13 protein-coding genes and 3 tRNA genes are annotated in these 19423 nt (G+C 53.4%); 5 read left to right on the plus strand and 11 right to left on the minus strand.

Annotated elements, in window-relative coordinates:
• Positions 1-39: 39 nt before the first annotated feature.
• The 7 genes from HMPREF0636_RS07695 to murD all read right to left on the minus strand — a co-directional run bounded on the left by HMPREF0636_RS07695 (position 40) and on the right by murD (position 6560).
• Positions 40-1662: a THUMP domain-containing class I SAM-dependent RNA methyltransferase gene (locus tag HMPREF0636_RS07695; RefSeq protein WP_044169603.1), complete on the minus strand. Its 1623-nt coding sequence runs from the start codon at positions 1660-1662 to the stop codon at positions 40-42.
• Between the two features lie 192 nt (positions 1663-1854).
• Positions 1855-1929 (minus strand) — tRNA-Pro (locus HMPREF0636_RS07700).
• 58 nt (positions 1930-1987) lie between these two features.
• A tRNA-Asp gene (locus tag HMPREF0636_RS07705) sits at positions 1988-2064 on the minus strand.
• 51 nt (positions 2065-2115) lie between these two features.
• A tRNA-Gln gene (locus HMPREF0636_RS07710) sits at positions 2116-2186 on the minus strand.
• Positions 2187-2833: 647 nt separating this feature from the next.
• Positions 2834-3931, minus strand: coding sequence for an undecaprenyldiphospho-muramoylpentapeptide beta-N-acetylglucosaminyltransferase (gene murG / locus HMPREF0636_RS07715; protein ID WP_044169605.1), 1098 nt, complete (start codon positions 3929-3931; stop codon positions 2834-2836).
• A 6-nt stretch (positions 3932-3937) separates the two neighbouring features.
• Complete coding sequence (locus tag HMPREF0636_RS07720; RefSeq protein WP_155807313.1) at positions 3938-5179, minus strand: FtsW/RodA/SpoVE family cell cycle protein; 1242 nt, start codon at positions 5177-5179, stop codon at positions 3938-3940.
• A 1-nt stretch (position 5180) separates the two neighbouring features.
• Positions 5181-6560 (minus strand): UDP-N-acetylmuramoyl-L-alanine--D-glutamate ligase, encoded by a 1380-nt coding sequence (gene murD, locus HMPREF0636_RS07725; protein WP_044169607.1) that lies wholly within the window; start codon positions 6558-6560, stop codon positions 5181-5183.
• A gap of 1159 nt (positions 6561-7719) precedes the next feature.
• Here murD and HMPREF0636_RS07730 point away from each other — a divergent pair.
• On the plus strand, positions 7720-8571 hold the full coding sequence (locus tag HMPREF0636_RS07730; RefSeq protein ID WP_044169609.1) for an AraC family transcriptional regulator: 852 nt from the start codon (positions 7720-7722) through the stop codon (positions 8569-8571).
• A 271-nt stretch (positions 8572-8842) separates the two neighbouring features.
• On the opposite strand, the gene HMPREF0636_RS07735 is transcribed toward HMPREF0636_RS07730, so the two are convergent.
• Together HMPREF0636_RS07735 and HMPREF0636_RS07740 are read right to left on the minus strand one after the other, a co-directional pair.
• Entirely contained in the window at positions 8843-10303 is a 1461-nt protein-coding gene (locus HMPREF0636_RS07735) for a RagB/SusD family nutrient uptake outer membrane protein (RefSeq protein WP_248616902.1), read from the minus strand.
• A 14-nt stretch (positions 10304-10317) separates the two neighbouring features.
• Positions 10318-13431: a SusC/RagA family TonB-linked outer membrane protein gene (locus HMPREF0636_RS07740; protein ID WP_044169612.1), complete on the minus strand. Its 3114-nt coding sequence runs from the start codon at positions 13429-13431 to the stop codon at positions 10318-10320.
• A gap of 108 nt (positions 13432-13539) precedes the next feature.
• Here HMPREF0636_RS07740 and HMPREF0636_RS08470 point away from each other — a divergent pair, with 108 nt between their 5' ends.
• Complete coding sequence (locus HMPREF0636_RS08470) at positions 13540-13692, plus strand: hypothetical protein (RefSeq protein WP_155807314.1); 153 nt, start codon at positions 13540-13542, stop codon at positions 13690-13692.
• Between the two features lie 565 nt (positions 13693-14257).
• Positions 14258-15301, plus strand: coding sequence for an NAD(P)-dependent alcohol dehydrogenase (locus HMPREF0636_RS07745; protein WP_044169614.1), 1044 nt, complete (start codon positions 14258-14260; stop codon positions 15299-15301).
• 155 nt (positions 15302-15456) lie between these two features.
• Here HMPREF0636_RS07745 and HMPREF0636_RS07750 read toward each other — a convergent pair whose 3' ends face one another.
• Together HMPREF0636_RS07750 and rsmA are read right to left on the minus strand one after the other, a co-directional pair.
• Positions 15457-15948: a GNAT family N-acetyltransferase gene (locus HMPREF0636_RS07750; RefSeq protein WP_044169616.1), complete on the minus strand. Its 492-nt coding sequence runs from the start codon at positions 15946-15948 to the stop codon at positions 15457-15459.
• Between the two features lie 20 nt (positions 15949-15968).
• On the minus strand, positions 15969-16751 hold the full coding sequence (rsmA, locus tag HMPREF0636_RS07755; protein ID WP_005468060.1) for a 16S rRNA (adenine(1518)-N(6)/adenine(1519)-N(6))-dimethyltransferase RsmA: 783 nt from the start codon (positions 16749-16751) through the stop codon (positions 15969-15971).
• A 118-nt stretch (positions 16752-16869) separates the two neighbouring features.
• Between rsmA and HMPREF0636_RS07760 the strand changes: the two genes are divergently transcribed.
• Together HMPREF0636_RS07760 and HMPREF0636_RS07765 are read left to right on the plus strand one after the other, a co-directional pair.
• Complete coding sequence (locus HMPREF0636_RS07760) at positions 16870-17910, plus strand: lysylphosphatidylglycerol synthase transmembrane domain-containing protein (protein WP_044169714.1); 1041 nt, start codon at positions 16870-16872, stop codon at positions 17908-17910.
• Between the two features lie 38 nt (positions 17911-17948).
• On the plus strand, positions 17949-19403 hold the full coding sequence (locus tag HMPREF0636_RS07765; protein ID WP_044169618.1) for an aminoacyl-histidine dipeptidase: 1455 nt from the start codon (positions 17949-17951) through the stop codon (positions 19401-19403).
• Positions 19404-19423: the final 20 nt, after the last annotated feature.

Raw genomic sequence — 19423 nt, forward strand, 5'->3', positions numbered from 1 at the left:
AGCGTCTAATTTGCTATCAGCGGTCGTTGTATTATATAGTTACTCCTTGTCCTTGCCGTCACTGCCGAAGGACTGTAAGGGCGTGAAGCGGCGGGACCTTGTGCGCTCTCGGCCTTCTTCGTCTCGGTACTTGAAGCGGTCGTTTGGCCACAACCCCGTACGTTCTTCACGAGGCTTGCCCTCGGGGCGAGGCGAGGAGGTCCGCTTGGGGCGTCTGTGCTCATCTCGTGGAGCAAAGGTGCGCTCCTTACCCCCTTCTTGCTTGCGTTCCCTCGCTCCTTCGTCTGCGAAGTCGTAGCGTCTCCTGGGGCGATCCTCTCGGTCACGACGGGGACGATCGTCACGGTCGCGGCGAGGGCGATTGTCGCGGTCTCTACGAGGACGCTCCTCCCAGTCTCTGCGGGGTCGATCAGAGGCAGAGCGGCGATCACGTCGCTCATCTCTAGGGCGGTCGCTACGCTCGCCCTTGGGACGCTCGGGGCGGAAGGCTCGGTCTCGCTCCCGATCCCTGCGCTTGAAGTCATCTCGCTTGCCTGCGAAGAGTTCGTAGGCTCGTAGCTCACACTCTAGAGCCCCATTGAGGAGCTTGTGGCGGGCACTGTGTCGCAGCCCAATATGGTCGAAGTGCTCGGGGCGGTAAGCCAAGATCCAAGCCGTAGAGCCTGCATAGTTGTGCTTCAGTCGCTCCCCGATCATGCTGTAGAGCTCCTCGGCATCACGCATCCGAAGGCGCTCGCCATAGGGCGGGTTCGTGACAATGAGTGCGGGGGCTTCGGGAGCAGGGCACTGCTGCATCGAGCGGTGCAGGATGGTAATTTCGTCTGTGAGACCTGCAGCACGGACATTGTGACGTGCTATCTGGACAGCCTCCATGGAGCTGTCGGAGCCGTAGATATGGTGTGCGAAGGTGCGTTCACCTGTGTGATCGGCTTTGATCTGCTCGAAGAGCTCGGCATCGTAATCTCTCCACCGCTGGAAGGCGAAGCCCCGCTTGCGGAAGGAGCCTGGAGCGATACCACGAGCGATTAGTGCAGCCTCCACCAGCAGTGTCCCCGAGCCACACATAGGGTCGATGAAGTCTGTCTCCCCACTCCAGCCTGCCATCAGCAGGATACCAGCGGCGAGGACTTCGCTCATCGGCGCCTCGGTCTGTGCCATACGCCAGCCACGCTTGTGCAGGCTCTCGCCCGAGCTGTCGAGGGCGAGGGTTACCTCCTCATGCGAGATGTGGATGTGGAAGAGTAGGTCGGGATTGTCTAGACGTACCGTGGGTCTCGTGCCGTGCTTCTCACGGAAGTAGTCCGCTAGAGCGTCCTTGGCTCGGTAGCCAGCGTACTTGCTGTGGGTGAATGTCTCCGAATAGACAACGGTGTCGAAGGCAAAGGTGTCGGAAGGGCGCATCCATTGTCCCCAGTCGAGCCTACGCAGCTCCTCGTACAGCTCATCAGGTGACGAAGCGTGAAAGGAGGCTATGGGGCGAAGGATACGCAGCGCCGTACGCAGGTGGTAGTTTGCCTTGTAGAGCATCTCCTTATTGCCTGTGAAGGAGACCATGCGGCGTTCTTCCTCGATGTCGGTCGCCCCCAGCGTCTCTAGTTCCTTGGCAAGGACGGGCTCCAGTGACTGGAGCGTCTTTGCAATCAATCTATAATTTTCTTCCATTTGTCTATCCATTCTCTCCCTCTGGCTCGAGAGGGAGGTAATTACTTGACTCATCCGAGAGGCTTAGTCCAAGCGTCTTCTGTCCTATTTATACACCAAAGGTACGTTACCTCTTATAAATAGGCCTTCGTAGCATATATAAATGACAAGAGGTCTGACGTAGGCACTACGTCAGACCTCTCTTGTGTATCGTCGGGATACCAGGATTCGAACCTGGGACCCCCTGCTCCCAAAGCAGGTGCGCTAACCGGACTGCGCTACATCCCGAGCATCATCTCCCTGACAAACTAAGTAACGCTTCCTCTTGGGAAGCGTTCATTTATCCTGGCGGTATGGACGGGACTCGAACCCGCGACCCCCTGCGTGACAGGCAGGTATTCTAACCAGCTGAACTACCACACCAGTATTGGTTTGTCGCTTTGACGGTGCAAAGATAGTATTTTTTTCTTTATGTTGTCTCGCAAGGATTCGAACCTTGACAAACAGAACCAAAACCTGTTGTGCTACCATTACACCACGAGACAAGCCGTTCCACTCTACACCTCCCCGAGGGCGCATCCCTCTTGGGGCGTAAAATGCGGTGCAAAGATAGCGCATATTTCTAAATGTACAAGTAACACGCCCCGGTCTGACCACCCCAAAGGAGGGGAAAGCCTCACCTAGAGCGGGAAAAATGAGGAAGCAACAACCAGCCAACCTAGGCACAAGACTCACCTTGACTCTCGACTCTAAACGGAGATATAACAGACTTAAAAGACCAAGCGTAACACAAAGGAATACAACCAATTAAAAAGGAGCTGAAGTAACACACAACAAGTTACCATAACTCGTCGCAATGACTTACCATAACTCGTCTCGACGAGTTACCATAACTTTCCAAAGAGAGTTACCACAACTCGTTGCGACGAGTTATGGTAACTTGTTTCACCCTACCCCAAAGCTCCCTAAATAGGCAGTTTTATATGAATTGAAAAGAGGCACATGGAAAACCCAAACATAGGCACGCAAGAGGGGCTCCACATCTCCCCAATGTGCGACACATCCATGTCCGCTACCCCACCCTTGGTTATACGGACAATAGCCCCAGGACAAAGCACAAGCCCTTGACCCAAAGAGACTGGATCAAGGGCTGATATAATATGGAGGATGGAGGAGAGGCTTCCCGAAAAGACTAGCTAAGCAGGCTCTCAATCTCGTCTACAATCCGATCGGCAGCAGCGGGGAGCGCCAGCTTGCGAATCTCCGTGGAGAGACTCTGCCGTGCCTGCTCATCAGCGAGCAAAGCAAGTGCATGAGGCGTGAGGTCACGCTGGGCATCTCGATCAGGGATGAGCAGGGCTGCCCCTCTCAGCGAGAGCGCCAGAGCGTTCTTCGTCTGGTGATCCTCCGCTACATTAGGCGAAGGGACAAGGATCGAGGGCTTTCCCAGATGGCAAAGCTCAGAGATGGCACTTGCCCCTGCTCGTGAGACGACGACATCCGCCAGCGCATAGGCTAGATCCATCCTCTGAATGAACGCAGCCGACCACACGGGGAAATGGTAACCTTCAAGCAGTCGACGAGCCTTCTCCTCGAAGCTCGTACCCGTCTGCCAGATTAGCCCCACACCGCTATCAGCCCATTCCTTGAGTCTTGAGCCAATGCTTTCGTTGATGCTTCTTGCCCCTAGACTGCCTCCTACAACAAGTACTATGCGCTTCGTATCCGCAGGTAGACCGAAGTAAGAAAGAGCTTCATCACGACTCACCGAGAGATGCTCAATGGCTGGACGAAGGGGATTCCCTGTGAGGACAATCTTATCCTTGGGGAAGAATCGCTCCATTTCTGGGTAAGCAACACAAATCTTAGTTGCACGGCGTGCGAGGAACTTGTTCGTCACACCTGCATAAGAGTTCTGCTCCTGGATAAGGGTGGGTATACCGAGGCTCTGGGCAGCCTTCAACGTAGGGGCACTAGCATAGCCCCCGACACCGATGACCACCTCTGGCTGGAAGGAGCGAATAATATCTCGAGCAGAGACCAAGGCACGGATAAAGTCACGCAAGACACCGATATTACGCCATAGATGCTTACGATCTAGACCACGGATCTTGAGCCCCTGTATAGGGAAGCCAGCCTGTGGTACACGCTGCATCTCCATACGCCCTTCGGCTCCGATGAAGAGAATATCTATATCAGGGTAACGCCGCCTGAGGGCTTCGGCAATAGAGATAGCAGGGAAGATGTGACCGCCCGTGCCTCCACCACTGATGATCGCTTTACGTATCATAGCTATTTATACTTCTAGTAGCGTAGTTGTTTCTTCTTCAATTAAGGCCTCTTCCTCCCTTTGGCGTCGCTTATCCTTGTCTACTCGGCTTGCTCCAATCATGATACCAAAAGCCATGCTCGCAGCTACAATAGAGGAGCCTCCGAAGCTCAGGAGAGGTAGTGTCTGCCCCGTGCTGATCAACCCCGAGGCAACAACCATATTGATGATGGCCTGCATGGGGTAAAGGATGCCAAAGCCCTTAATCAGGTTACTGCGATAGACGTTTGTTTGCTTGCGTGCCTCTCTGTAGGCAAGGAGCATCCAGATGACATAGAGCCCGGGGATGAAGAGTAACCCTATGAGACCATACTCCTCAATGATGATTGCATAGAGGTAGTCCGAATAGGCCATTGCCAGCGTGTCACGGATCTTACTGTTGCCAGGCCCCTTACCGATGAGCTGAGAGCGTGCGATGGCGATGCGCCCCATTTGCTCCTGACGGTTTTCATCCGTTATCTGAAAGCGATCCTCACGCTCACTCACAGCACGCTCGATACGATTACGCCACGTAGTAGCACGACTTGGCAAAAGGCTATCGGGGAAGGTAAATAGAGCGATGGCAAAGAGTGCAACAACCCCTGCCCCAACGAGCGCAAAGCGACGCATCGCTCTTTTGGGAGCTTTCAGCACCCAAGAATAAAGGAAGAGGAAGGCAACGAATATAATGCCCGTGGAGAGGTTGCTAAGGATAAGCGGTGTAGAGAGCAGGAGCAGAGCAATCCAATATACGTAATAGGCCTTCTCTTTCTTAGGGTTCTCCACGAGATCATTTTTCGCAATCAATGCCCCACAGAGTACCATATAGACACGCATAAACTCCGAGGGTTGTAGCGTGATAAACCCGAGGTTAATCCATCGCTCTGCACCGTTGGTCGCTCGTCCGAAGAGAATCAGCGCAATGATCATCACGACCATACCGATCGTCATCAAGAGAGGCACATGCACTCGATAGTATCGGGCAGGTAGCGAACTCATCACCACGGCAGTCGTCCCCCCGATTACCAGCATGATCCAGTGCTTCATGATGGGATTCATCCCTCCTGCTGATAGGCTCTTGTAGAAGTCCGAACTAATAGCACTCGACACCGTGACTAGGGAAACGATGATGAAGGCAAAGTATAAGACCCACATCAAGCCATTCCCATCGAAGACTCGCTGGTACCAGTGACGCTCACCAAGGGGCTGCGATATCTGTTGCTCGGGCATGCTAGTCATGTTTCCCCTGCTTGCGTATCAAATCTTGCACGATCTCTCTGAAGCAATCGCCTCGGTGGATGTAGCTAGTGAAGAGGTCGAAGCTCGCACAGGCTGGAGAGAGGAGTACCGTATCGCCTGGCTGAGCCATCTGACGAGCATGAGCGATAGCTTCCTCCATCGAGAGAGCAGAGGCTATATGCTTCACCTTGCCATGGAAGGCCTTGTAGAGCTTGAGGACATCAGTAGTGAGGAAAATCAGACCACGAGCTCCTGAGACAATTTGCTCCGTGATGTCGAGGTAATCGTTCCCCTTGTCTTCGCCCCCGAGGATGAGGACGTAGGGTGTGGTCATCGTGCGTAGAGCGTAGTAGGTCGAACTGATATTCGTTGCCTTCGAGTCATTGATGTAGCGCACACCATCCAGCACACCGACCTTCTCCAGACGATGGGGGACGTTCACAAAGTCTTTCAATGCACGGGTAAGCACATCCTCCGATACCCCTATGTGCAGAGCTGCGATCGAGGCAGCCATTGCATTCTGTAGGTTATGAGGCCCTTGTAGGGCAAGCTGGTCGATCGGGAACTCGAAACTCTTACCCTCGAAGTGTAGACGCATCATGTTGTCATCCGACTTGTCCGCTGCAGAGCCCACCTGTGGGTAGGTAAGGAAGGGCAGTAGATGCATCGGCATCGGTTGGTGCATCATCACATAACGAGATACGAATTCATCTTCACCCCAATAGATGAAGGCATCTTCCTCGGTTTGGTTTTGTAGGATACGCATCTTTGCCAGTGCGTATTCCTCAAAGTTGTAGTGATAACGGTCGAGGTGGTCTGGGGTGATGTTCATCAGAAGTGCGATGTGTACACGGAACTGGTACATATCATCCAGCTGGAAGCTACTTAGCTCCACGACAAAATACTCTGGCTGATCATCTGTGATGACCTGACGGGCAAGGCTAAAGCCTACATTCCCTGCAAGCCCGACACGCAGACCTGCTTCGCTCAGGATGTGGTGTAGCCACATTGTTGTCGTGGTCTTCCCATTACTGCCCGTGATTCCTATCACTTTACCCTTGAGGTAACGCCCAGCTAGCTCAATCTCCGAGATGACAGGTATTCCCTGCTCACGTATTGCTTGCATGATTGGGGCTTTCTCTGGGATCCCTGGGCTCTTTACGACCTCTGAGGCACGAAGGATAACGCTCGTGCTATGCGTGCCTTCCTCGTAAGGGATTGCGTGTTCCTCTAGCTCAATCTTGTACTTCTCGGCAATCTTGCCGTAGTCGGATACAAAGACTTCGATACCTCGACTCTTGTAAAGCAGTGCGGCACCCACACCGCTCTCGCCAGCGCCAAGTACGACAACCTTATAGTTCTCTTCAAACATAATGTCTATAGACGTCTTTATGAAGCCTCACAACAAACTTTCCGTTGCATCAGAGAGGCTTTCAGAACTACAATTTTCGGTAAAATCTCGCACATTTCCAAACACTTCGCTTGTTTTCTCCCCACAAATTAAGCCATACATACAACAGCGATGGTTAAGGAGCAGCACCCTACAACTTGCTGTATTTTTCCCTTCGCTCTCATAGACATACCTTCATATAGTAGTAGACTGCCTCCAGAAGCACCCAATATAAAAAGGCTTACTCCTCCCTTAAACACGCCAATAAGGGACTTAGCAAGACGGAAAAGCTATATCCGAAGGACGACAACACCCTCGCTACAAAATTCAACTCCAATACCGCATAAGAGGCTTACCTCGTCTGCTTGGACAGAATCTGACAGGGTATACCGAGAGGCACTCTTAGGGATGCTTGCACAGAAGATGATAGAGAGCAAAAGGGAGCAGGCTACGTTTATTTCGTATTACTTCAGAGGTCATCAATCAGGTGGAAATCACGGATAAGGAGGAGACTGTAACAAGCTCACATTAAGCAGAATACAAATGCCTAAAAAATACAGAATAGCGAGTTACCATAACTCGTCACAAAGAGTTATGGTAACTCGTGATGAAAAGTTATGGTAAGTCGTCGAAGAGAGTTATAGTAACTCGTTAAAACGAGTTATAGTAAGTCGTCACCACCCCTTTACAACCCTCGTATCTAGGGCGTTCTTGGAGGACAGAAACAGGAAATCTTAGAGAAGGGATTATTGTGCACAACATCCTCCCCATCATTACATGCGTCAGCCCTAAGGCTGCCACACCGATCTCTGCGAAGGCTATGACACTGCCATGCACAGGTTTGTAAACAATGAGTATGAGCTACGGGATGAACCTACATTCAAGAAAGACCTCAAAGCTATCGCCATCCTCCAATGGATGAGTTCCGCACGGAGACCTACTCCTATCAAGTGAGTGGTCTAGAGTATCTCCTGCTCTCGCTATAACAAAAGCCCGAGAGACACAGATATTATAGACCTGTGCTCTCAGGCTTTATTCAATCTCGCACCTATAAGCGCTAAAGGCTGTAACTTAGCAATATAGGAAAAGTCCTTCTCTCTGGATAGCCATACCTTTGCCTTCGGTATTCAACATCACATATATGAAAACTGATACACATAACAGCTACGTCCAGAGTATCAATAGGGTAATCGACTACATCAACAATCACCTAGACGAACCGATCGAGGTGGCTACGCTGGCACGCATCGCCAATATCTCCACCTTCCACTTCTGCCGTGTCTTCAAGGCGCTCAGGGGTGAGTCTCCCATTGCATACATAGCACGACTACGCATCGAGACTGCAGCACAGCTCCTGAGGTACTCCTCACTACCTGTGGAGGCGATCGCTTTCAATGTGGGATACGAGACTCCAGCCTCCCTCTCTAAGGCCTTCAAGCTACAGTACGGCTTTAGCCCCACCCAGTATCGCAACGACAAAGACAAGTACATCATGAAACGAGAAATCATCAATCACGACCTCGCCCTAAAGGCTCCTAAGATCCTAGACCTAGAGCCTAAGAGTGTCCTCTATGTCTCGCTGACAGGTACCTATCTCACGCTTGACTACGAGGGTGCATACCAGCAGCTATGGGCTGTCGTCAAGGAGCAAAAGCTCTTCACCAAGGGAATAGAATCTATCTGTGTCTTCTACGATGACCCAAAGGTTACCGAATCCTCCCTCCTGCGCTCAGATGTATGCCTCGTGATACACAAGGAGGCACAACCCTCCCAGCAGGTGAGCTGTAAGACAATCGCAGGGGGAAGGTATGCAGTCTTCCACTACCAAGGGAGCTACGACCATCTCTCCGAGGTCTACGATACTGCCCTACGCTGGATCGTGAATGGCGGATATGAGCTACGAGACGAACCCATGTTCGAGAAATATCTCAATGACAGCCGCCGTACTCCAGCAGAGAAGCTAAAGACTGAGGTCTATATCCCCATCAAGTAGCTATAGCTAGATAGAATCCGCACCAAGTGGCAGGATAAGACACCCTCCAAGATCAATGGAGAAAGCCCGAGAGACATAGGACTGGCCTATGCTCTCGGGCTTCGCTCATTCTAATACTCTAAGAGAATATCGTCATCTCGACGAGGGGGTCTCTCCCCCGCCTAGGGTATAACAAGCCTCCTATGGGTGAGGCGATACCCCAGAGCTGGGGGAGGTAAGGGAGGACTCTTCTAGTGAGAGGAAGAGAAGAGAGGGGAAAGGGGCGGAGGGTCTACTTAGCAGCCTCGAGGACGAGCTCGGGCGAGAGGTTCTTCTCACGCTGGGGAAGCTCGGTGATGAGGGCGGGGTTGAGGTAGTCATACTCCTTGTTGGGATTGGAGATGTAGCTACTCTTGACGTTGATTTTGTTGCGCACGAGGTCGTAGAGACGGTGCCCCTCACAGAAGAGCTCTACACGACGCTCATCCAGCAGATCCTGTAGGGTGACCGAGGAGGCTGGGGTGTAGCCCGAGATACGATTCTTGCGCAGGGTATTGTAGTACGAGACTACTGTCTTACCAGTAGAGGAGGTAGCTCCCTTGAGGAGTGCTTCGGCAGCAATCAGGTAGACCTCGGAGAGGCGAATGACCTTGTAGTTATTTACCGCTATGGGTGCAGTCGAGCCCTGCAGACCTGGATACTTCAATGTGTAGTAGGCCTTGTTCGTCCCGTCGCCCCCCTGACGCTCGGAGATCGCCACTGTGAAGCGAACATCATCGGAGCGGTTGGCTCGTAGCCATGTGAGGAAGTCATCAGAGACAGCATACTCGGCGTAGCCATTGGGGTTGGTGTAGCTCCCAAGACTATTCAGTCCCGCATTGGACTTATCTGTGGTCAGCACCTCAAAGAGAGACTCGGAGGTCCCTTGGGTGTTCCACACCTTGGGATACTCATCTCGAGAGTAAAGAGCATAGGGGCTATTGGCTATCACATCCTCAGCATAGTCATAAGCCTTCTGATAGTCTCCGTAGTAGAGGTAGGCACGAGAGAGCAGTGCCTTGACAGACCAGCGATTGAGATGACCCGAGCCTGAGGTCTTGGCAGTGGAGAGCGCATTGCCTTCGAGCGCCTTGAGGAAGTCGGCGAAGATCTGCTCATAGGTCTCCTTGAGGGTCGAGCGCTGGAAGGTACGGGGCGTGTCGTCACTGACGAGGTTGAGGGGCACACCTGAGTACTGCGCCGTGGTGTTCACCCCCGAGGTGGGGATGTAGCAGTAGAGACGAGCTAGCTCCAAGTGTGCTAGAGCACGTAGAGCATAGAGCTGCGCAATATCATCCTTAGCCTTCTTCTCATCGGCAGAGCCCGCCTTGAGTCCCTTGAGCACGGCTGGGGCATACTTGAGCACGTTGTTCACACGTCCAATGACGAAGGCAAACTGGCGATAGGCACCTTCGGAGAAGGCAGAGTTACGCCTCGTGGTGAAGTGGTGGGCATCGGTCGTCTGCTGGTAGCCGGGATTGACGACCCTGACATCACCGCCCTTGGCATCGGGGTAGAGGGCGACATCACCGCCGTAGCCGTAGCGCAGTACGAGGGGGGAATAGGCACCATTGACGGCACGGTGTAGGGAGGCCACGGACTCGATCGCCTCATCATCGGGCAGAGAGGTCGATGGGAACTGATCCAGCTGCTTGGTGCAGGAGGCGAAGAGCGTAGCAGCTGTGAGGGCGATATATAGAGGGGTTCTTTTCATTGTGATGAGGAGCATTAAAATCCGACATTGAGACCGAAGCTGATCGTACGCAGCGAGGGGACATCGAGGGCACGGAAGCCATTGATGGGTACCTCGAGTTCCTTGTCCTTGGTAGCTGCATAGAGATAGAGGAGGTTATTAGCCGTCAGCGAGAGACGGAGCGAAGAGAGGCGAAGCACGTCGGTGACCTTCTTGGGAAGGGCATAGCTGAGGCTCAGCTCCTTGAGGCGGATGAAGTCCGTAGAGTAGATCGTACGGGTAGACCATTCACCGCTATTGAGGGGAGAGTTGAAGATAGGTAGGGGGTTGGAGGCACCGGTATTGGTAGGTGTCCAGTAGTTGCCGACCAGCTCCTTGACTTGGTTGAGCACCCCGAGACGGCGACCATCACCCTTGACATAGTGGCTAGAGCCCTCCAGCAGATGACCACCGAACTGGTAGGTGACGAGTGCGCTCAGCGTGAAGCCTCCGTAGGAGAGGGTATTCGTCAGCCCCCCATAGACCTTGGGATAGGCAGACTTCGTGGGGGCACGCCCTGCCTCGTCGTAGCGGTAGGTGATGTTGCTAGGCTCTGCGGGCTTGGTAGGATCGATGAGGAAGCGACCCAGCCCCGTAGTGGGATCGACACCCAGCCAAGTAGGCAGGTAGAAGGAGTAGACATCCTCCCCAGCACGATAGACATAGAGACTCTTGGGGCCGTTGATGATATCGCCATTGGGCAGGGACTCCACACGAGAGCGGATCTTCGTCAGGGAGAAGTCTAGGTCCCAGCGCAGGGACTTGGAGTTCAGCAGGTCGGTAGCGTGAAGCTCTGCCTCGAAGCCCCTATTCGATAGCTCCCCACTATTGCCCTGACGGGTATCCACAGCGTAGTTGTAGGACACAGGGACAGCCATCAGCAGGTCAGTCGTATGCTTGTCGAAGTACTCGAGGCTCAGCGAGAAGCGACGAGCGAAGGTCAGGTCAAGCCCGATATTCACACTGCGGCTCTTCTCCCACCCGAGGTCAAGGTTCGCCAGCTGGCTCAGCGAGATCGCAGGCTCGGTGCCATAGCTCCCGCCGAAGGCATAGAGCGAGCGCCAGGAGTACTCTGCGTCGGGGAGGTTACCATTCGTCCCGTAGGAGGCACGGAGCTTGGCATCGGTCAGGAACTCATTCCCCTTGAGGAAGCTCTCACGGCCAAAGCGCCAAGCGGCAGAGAGACTGTAGAAGATCCCCGAGCGGTTATTACGACCGAGCTTGGAGGAGATGTCGTTACGCAGGCTGAGACCAGCGAAGTAGCGGCCGTCATAGTTATAGTTCACACGGCCTAGGTAAGAGAGCAGGAAGCTGCCGTAGTGTTGGGCATCTCCGTCGTTGAACTGTGCGTTGCCCAGCTCCTTGAGCTTGGTCGTCGCATACTGGTTCACTGCTATCTGGGTACGGAGCCGGTCAAAGCTCTGCGCCTCTACCCCTGCGAGGGCATCGACATGGTGCTCCCCAAAGTCTCGGTCGAAGTTCAGTACGTTGGAGGTCGTCTTAACCACGAGTTCATTGCTTAGACGCTGTCCTGTGCCATTCTGTCGAGCACCATCGCTGGAGAGGGGGCTGGTATACTGGAAGGCCTTGAGCAGAGTGTACTCAATCGCATTGGTAGTCTTGAAGGAGAGGTAGTCCGTGAAGCGGATCTGTGCACTGACATTCCCCGTACCACGTAGCGTCCCGACCTCGGTAAGATAGGAGTCTGGGCTAAGGCGAGAGATCGGACTATCCCCCTTGGTCATCGGAGAGACATTGGTGTTGAGGGAGCCATCGGCATTGTACTTAGCCTCGCTGGGACGAGAGACGAAGGCCAGTAGGACAGGGTGCGTGAGGTAGACGGCATCCCGCTGTACGCTATTGTCTTGGCTCCCCTCGTTGCGGGTATAGGAGACCTGGCCCTTGAAGGCGAGATCGAGCCACTTGGTAGCCTTGTTATCTACGTTCAGTGCACCCGAATAACGCTTGAAGGCTCCATAGGGTGTGACGCTCGTAGCATCGTTGTAGCCGAGGGAGGCGAAGTAGCGGAGAGCCTCCGTACCCCCCGAGGCAGAGAGGGAGAGGTCATTGAGTCGGCCCGTACCCCCGAGGAGCTCCTTGCGCCAGTCGGTGCGTGTCGTACGGCTATTGACGAAGACTTCCTTGGACTCTGCTAATACTTTATCGGTAAGGGTAGCAGCATAGCTCTCTCTCAGGGTTGCACGCTGAGCGTAGTTAGCGCCCGTAGGGAGAAGTGCATCCTGCTGCAGGAGGTAGCGGTTGATGAAGGCCTCACGGGTATAATCGAAGTGCTCGCTAGCATTCATCAATTCGTAGGAATTGGTCGCAATATGTGAAAATCCCGTACTAGCATTGAGCGTGAAGCGGGTCTTGCCCTGACGTCCCTGCTTGGTCGTGATCAGCACCACCCCGTTGGCTGCACGTGAGCCGTAGAGGGCAGCCGAAGCAGCATCCTTGAGCACGGAGATCGACTCGATGTCCTCGGAGTTGATCGTAGAGAGTGTGCTCCCCGACAGACCACCGATACCGTAGTTCCCCACCGTGATGGGCACACCATCCACGACATAGAGGGGCTCTGTCGTACCGTTGATACTCCCGGCACCACGTATCTGGATCGTACCGGCAGCACCAGGTGTCCCCGTCTGTGAAGAGACACGAAGACCAGCGACCTTACCTGAGAGTGCCTTGTCTACGGACTCTACCTTAGCTGTGGCGAGACTAGATGCCTTAACGTTGGTAGCAGCACCCGTGAGCGAAGACTTCTTCTGCTGGCCATAGGCTACGACGACTATCTGATCAAGCACACGGTCATCCTCGTTGAGGGTAACACGTATCTCACCGGGCTTGACGGGCACCTGCTGGGATGTATAGCCGAGGCTAGAGACAGTGAGGCTCTTCGTTCCTGCAGGTACCTTGACGCTGAACCGTCCGTTAGCATCTGTTACAGCACCTATACTAGGTGTACCTGTTACGACGACATTAGCTGCGATGATCGGCTCATTACCTGGGGCAGAGACCACCACACCTGTGGCAGTGATATGTGCCTCTTGAGCCTCGGCTATCCCAAGGGGGAGAGCTAGGAGGAGGAGTGTAAATAATCTTCTTTTCATCTTCGTTCTGTCTGCTTAATGATTGTGTTGCTTTGTGAATTGGATGTGTAGGGGATAGAAAACAAGAAGCCTCCCTTCGGTGCATTGACCAAAGGGAGGCTTACTTGTATGTGGCTATGTAACGACTACATGCGACTAGAGGTAACGCTTCGACTGAGGCAATGCGGGACATGGACTGACATCATCATGTCAATCATCATCATTCGCCACATGCTCATCGTCATAGTCTGCGTCATCCTGTCAGTAGCTCTGTTGACTTAGTAAATCTTATTGCCTGTCTGGAGCGAGGGGATATATACCCCAAGCGTTGTGAGCAAAAGTAGATAATAGATTTTATATTACCAAATATTTACAATCCAAATCTTCTGCTAACACCTCGATTGAAGTTTCCGTTAGAGGTAAAATCCTCTTGCAGAAACGGAACACAACACCCTATAAATCAACATACTATAAAAGGCCTCTCAAATAGCCTCGATGAGTTACCACAACTCGTTATTGTGACTTACCATAACTCGTCACAAAGACTTACCATAACTCATCTCGGCGAGTTACCATAACTCGTCAAAGCGACTTATGGTAACTCGCCACTGCCCTTTCACAATGCCTTTATTTAGGCACTTTGCAGAGGGTCAAAATCTCATCCCCAAAGTCCCTTCATCCGCTCACCCTGATGTCCCTTTTATTTCTCCATTCTCCATATATGATTAGGTGTAGGCGATCCACCTGAGACAGGGGGGATAGCCCCAAGCCCAAAGGCTCCCAAAAGTCTTTATAAAATTGCGCTAACTTTGCTCAAGAAGTAGAATAATTAAGGATAGACGCATCTATGAAGCAAGTAAAAGCCTATGGCACAAAGGCCATAAACGCACCGCTGGAGGAACTCACCATCAGCCGTCGTAGCCTACGCCCCTCGGACGTAGAGTTTGAGGTACTCTACTGTGGCATCTGTCACTCCGACCTACACAGTATTAAGGGCGACTTTGGCGAGCCCTTCCTCCCGCTTGTCCCTGGACACGAGATACTGGGGCGTGTGACGGCTATCGGAGCAGACGTGAAGGACTTCCAAGTCGGCGAGCTCGTTGGTGTAGGTTGTATCGTTGGGAGCTGTGGACACTGCGACTCGTGTCATGAGGGTCTGGAGCAGTTCTGCGACGAGGGGGTAACCTTCTCCTTCAATAGTGCCGATAAGATCTCGGGCGGGCAGACATTCGGTGGCTTCTCAAAGACCTATGTGTGCGAAGACAAGTACGTCCTCCACATGCCAGCCTTCGACAATCTCCCGATGGCAGCCCCATTACTTTGTGCTGGTATCACGGTCTACTCCCCTCTCAGACACTGGCAGGCAGGACCAGGGAAGCATATCGGTGTACTCGGCATAGGTGGGCTTGGGCATCTAGCCGTGCGTATCGCCAAGGCAATGGGTGCGGAGGTAACGGTCTTCACCACATCCCCCTCGAAGGTAAACGACGCCAAGCGTCTCGGGGCAGACCACGCCATCCTCTCCTCTGACACCGACGCGATGAAGCAAATGCGTGGTAAGATTGACTTCATCATCGACACAGTCTCTGCTGGACACGATGTGAATAGCTACCTCAACCTCCTCCGTCATGATGGTAGTGTCGTCGTAGTAGGTCTCCCCAACGAACCACTTCAAGTCGCAGCTTACGCTGTCGTACGTGGGCGTCATAGCCTCTCGGGCTCAAACATCGGTGGGATCGCAGAGACACAGGAGATGCTTGACTTCTGCTATAAGCATGGCATTGTTGCAGAGGGCGAAGTCCTGCCTATCAGCCGAGTGAACGAAGCCCTTGATCGTCTCGAGCGAGGAGACATTCGATACCGCTTCGTCCTTGACCTCAAGGAGCTTTAAGCGAAGCCGTATACTTCCGTACCACTTCTCTGCTACTCCACTTCTAACACCTCAGGGCTTCTCTTTGCCTTAGTCATTAAGCAAAGAGAAGCCCTAAGTTATATACTAGGATAACGTTTAATACAAGGTGTACAGCTAAGAAGCCGAGGTAGAGGCTAGCGTACGATGCGCTGATAGGCAAAGCGTGGATAGCCATCGGAGGCTATAATCACGCCACAACGCGTGAAGCCAAACGAGGTAAGTAGCTCCTGCATCTTTCGGTTATCCGCATGTGTGTCTACACGGATATTCTCCACTTGATTGCAGCACCAGTCAAAGACAAACCGTGCTACCCCACGCACCTCGCCACCCGAAGCAAGGCGATGAATAACCCCGTAAGGCTCATCATTCAACCACTGCCCATCCCTTAGCTCTGCATAGGTAGGCTCCTCCTCAATCCCGAAATAAAACGTAGCAACAATGCCCAGACCTTCCTCTTCACACACGTAGCTATTGCCTTTAGCCATATCCCCGAGGAGAAGCTCCGATGTTGGATAGCCTGATCGCCACTGATTCGGGTTACCCGTCTCAGCCATAAACTGCCGAGCCAGCTCAGTGATTACCAAAAGGCGAGGGAGGTCGGCAGGGGTACTCTTACGGATTATCATAGGCAGGGGATAGGTCAGCTCTACCCTTGATGCGCCTCTAGACGTAGGGTGAGCGAGATGAACTCCTCTACACCGAGCTGCTCAGGACGCTGAGAGAAAATCGAGTCAGAGTAGTCATAATCTGAGCCAAAGAGACCACGCAGAGAGTTTCGCAGGGTCTTACGTCGCTGATTGAAGCCCGTCTTCACAACTTGCTTAAAGAGCGTCTCGGAGCAGCCAAGGCTCTGTCGTGCATTTCTTCGTAGACGGATTACACCACTCTTGACCTTAGGGGGCGGATTGAAAACATGCTCATCCACCGTAAAGAGGTACTCGACATCATACCATGCCTGCAGGAGGACACTGAGGATGCCGTAGTCCTTGTTGCCCGGGGGAGAGGCCAGACGCTTGGCAACCTCCCGCTGCAACATACCCGAGCAGAAAGGGATGCGCTCCCTATAGTCCAGCACACGAAAAAAGATCTGAGAAGAAATATTGTATGGGTAATTCCCAATAAGACAAAAGGGGAAGTCTCCAGCAAAGTATTCCTCAATGGGGATACGCAAGAAGTCCCCCTCGATAATGCGTCCTTCTAGTGCAGGGAAGTGCTCCCTGAGGTAGGTCACACTCTCGCTATCGAGTTCAATCACATGCGTGTCATAGCCCTTCTGGAGGAGGAACTGCGTCAGCACACCCATGCCTGGCCCTATCTCCAGCACAGGTAGCCCTCGATACTCAGTGAGTGTATCTGCTATACGCTCCGCAATGGAGAGGTCAGTGAGAAAATGCTGACCCAACGCCTTCTTTGCTTTAACTTGCTGCATGAGAAATCAATAAAACTTATTACATTTGTTCGGACGAAAGTAGCACTTTTACTATAATACGGCTACAGAACGGCTCTTGGAGGGTATGAGAAACGCCCCCGGAGATCGTAATAAAATTATGAAGATTAACCCCACGCTGAAGTCTATTCTCTGGATCATCATCCCGCTTGCTCTCGGTGGGCTGGGCTTCTATGGCCTATACCGAGATACGGACTGGCAGGAGCTGATGACGACGCTTCGCACGGGGGTTAACTATCCTATCCTGATCTTTAGTCTACTCTTTGGGCTGATGAGCAACCTTTGTCGAGGACTTCGCTGGGAGCTCCTCGTTCGTCCCATAGTCAGCGATGGCGCACCCCCTAGGCGCATCAATGCTGTCTGCACCGTGCTCGGCTCCTATACAGTCAATATGGGCATCCCCCGCTCAGGCGAGGTATGGCGGTGCGTGGAGATGGAGCGTCGGGAGGATCTACCCTTCGCCGGGCTCTTCGGCACGCTCATTGTGGATCGTCTGGTGGACGTGTGTATGCTCTCGATGATCCTCGTGGTGATCGTGCTGAGCAGTACAGACTTCTTCAGAGACTACCTCGCAGCACACCCCGAGGTGTGGCTGGGGCTGATGGACTTCGTACAGTCGGTATGGTTCTTCCTACTCATAGCCATCGGGCTGGGGTCGCTGGCACTACTCGTGTGGCTACTCAGATGCCGTCGGGAGAGCAGGATAGCACGCTTCTTCGTCCACATCTGGGAGGGGATGGTGAGTATCCAGCACATGCCACAGAGGGGGAAGTTCCTCTTCCTCACGGCGATGATCTGGGTAGGCTACTTCTTCTACTTCTACTTGGCACTCTTTGCCTTTGAAGCGACCCAGCACATCCCCTTCTCGGTAGCGTGTATCGCCTTCGCCATGAGCAGTATGTCGGTGATCGTACCGGTACAGGCTGGGATGGGGGCATGGCATGCAGCGGTGATCATCACCTTCACGACCTTCGGCATGGCAGAGCAACCCGCCAAGGACTTCGCCTTCATCGTCCATACGGCACAGACCCTATGGATCACGCTCATCGGGCTCGGAGCGATCATCGCCCTGCCCATCATCAATAGACACTACAAGCGGGTACGAGGCCCCCAGCCTAGCCCCGAGACTACAGATAACTAACTAAACCTATTCACTCACCCTCGCAACGAACAGAAGCTATGGCAACAGAAATCAAATCCCTCGCTCCACAGTCCGTATGGAGCTTCTTCTACGACCTGACCCAGATCCCCCGCCCCACTGGCCATACACAAGCCGTACAGGAGTACGTGCTCGAGCTGGGCAAGCGACTAGGGCTGGAGACACACCGAGATGCGACGGGCAACGTACTCATCCGCAAGCCTGCCACAACAGGACTAGAGGGACGCCCAGTAGTCACCCTACAGGCACACCTAGATATGGTACCCCAAAAGAACAGCCACATCCAGCACGACTTCACTCGTGACCCCATAGATGCCTATATCGATGGTGAGTGGGTAACAGCACGCGACACAACCCTCGGAGCCGACAACGGCATCGGTGCAGCCTACGCTATGGCTGTACTAGCAGACAACACCCTCAAGCATGGCCCCATAGAAGCACTCTTCACCATCGACGAAGAGGTCGGTATGGTAGGGGCAAATGGTCTGCAATCAGACTTCTCCAAGGGGGATATCCTCATCAACCTCGACAGTGAGGAGGAGGGACTCCTCTTCGTAGGCTGCGCTGGTGGGATAGACGTCAATGTAAACCTAGAGTATAAGGACCAAGAGCCCACTCCCGAGGGCGACATCGCCATACGCATCGCCCTGACAGGGCTACGTGGCGGACACTCAGGGATGGATATCCACCTCGGTCGTGCCAATGCCAATAAGCAGCTTGCCCGACTACTGAAGTATGCCATCGCCGACTATGGTGCTCGCCTCGTCTCGTTCGACGGGGGCTCGGCTCGCAATGCGATCCCACGTGAGTGCTTTGCCGTCGTTACCCTCCCCGAGGCAGATGCCGATGGGCTGTGGGAGCTCGCCTCAGATTTCCTCGATACACTACGCACGGAGTACAAGGGCATAGAGGAGTCGATCAGCTTGACCCTAGAGCGCACTGAGATGCCCAAGACAGTCATCCCCGAGGAGATCCAGGATGCGATCATCAATGCCCTCGTAGGGTGCGTCAATGGAGTACAGAGCATGCTCACGGACTTTGCAGGCATAGTCGAAGCCTCGACAAATATGGCTCGTGTGACCTTCGGAGACGGAAAGTTCTCGGCGAAGTTCTTCGTACGTAGCTCCTCCGAGACGAGGAAGGAGGAAGTAGCCTCCGAGATAGAGAGCATCATGAACCTAGCGGGTGCCAACGTAGACTTCTCCGGTGCCTACAACGGCTGGGCACCCAATGCCTCCTCCCCTATCCTCAAGACCCTGAGCAAAGCCTGCGAAGAGGTGCTCGGCAAGACCCCCGAGGTCACCGTCATCCACGCAGGACTGGAGTGCGGTATCATCCAGGGAGCCATGCCCAATATGGATATGATCTCCATCGGCCCCGACATCCGCTCACCACACTCCCCTGATGAGAAGGTACACATCGCTTCGGTAGAGCGCACTTGGCGCATCCTCACCAGAGCGTTAGAATTAGTATAATCACCATAACCCATAACTAG

Origin of the sequence: Porphyromonas catoniae ATCC 51270 (genome assembly GCF_000565015.1) — a bacterium.
Taxonomy (GTDB): domain Bacteria; phylum Bacteroidota; class Bacteroidia; order Bacteroidales; family Porphyromonadaceae; genus Porphyromonas; species Porphyromonas catoniae.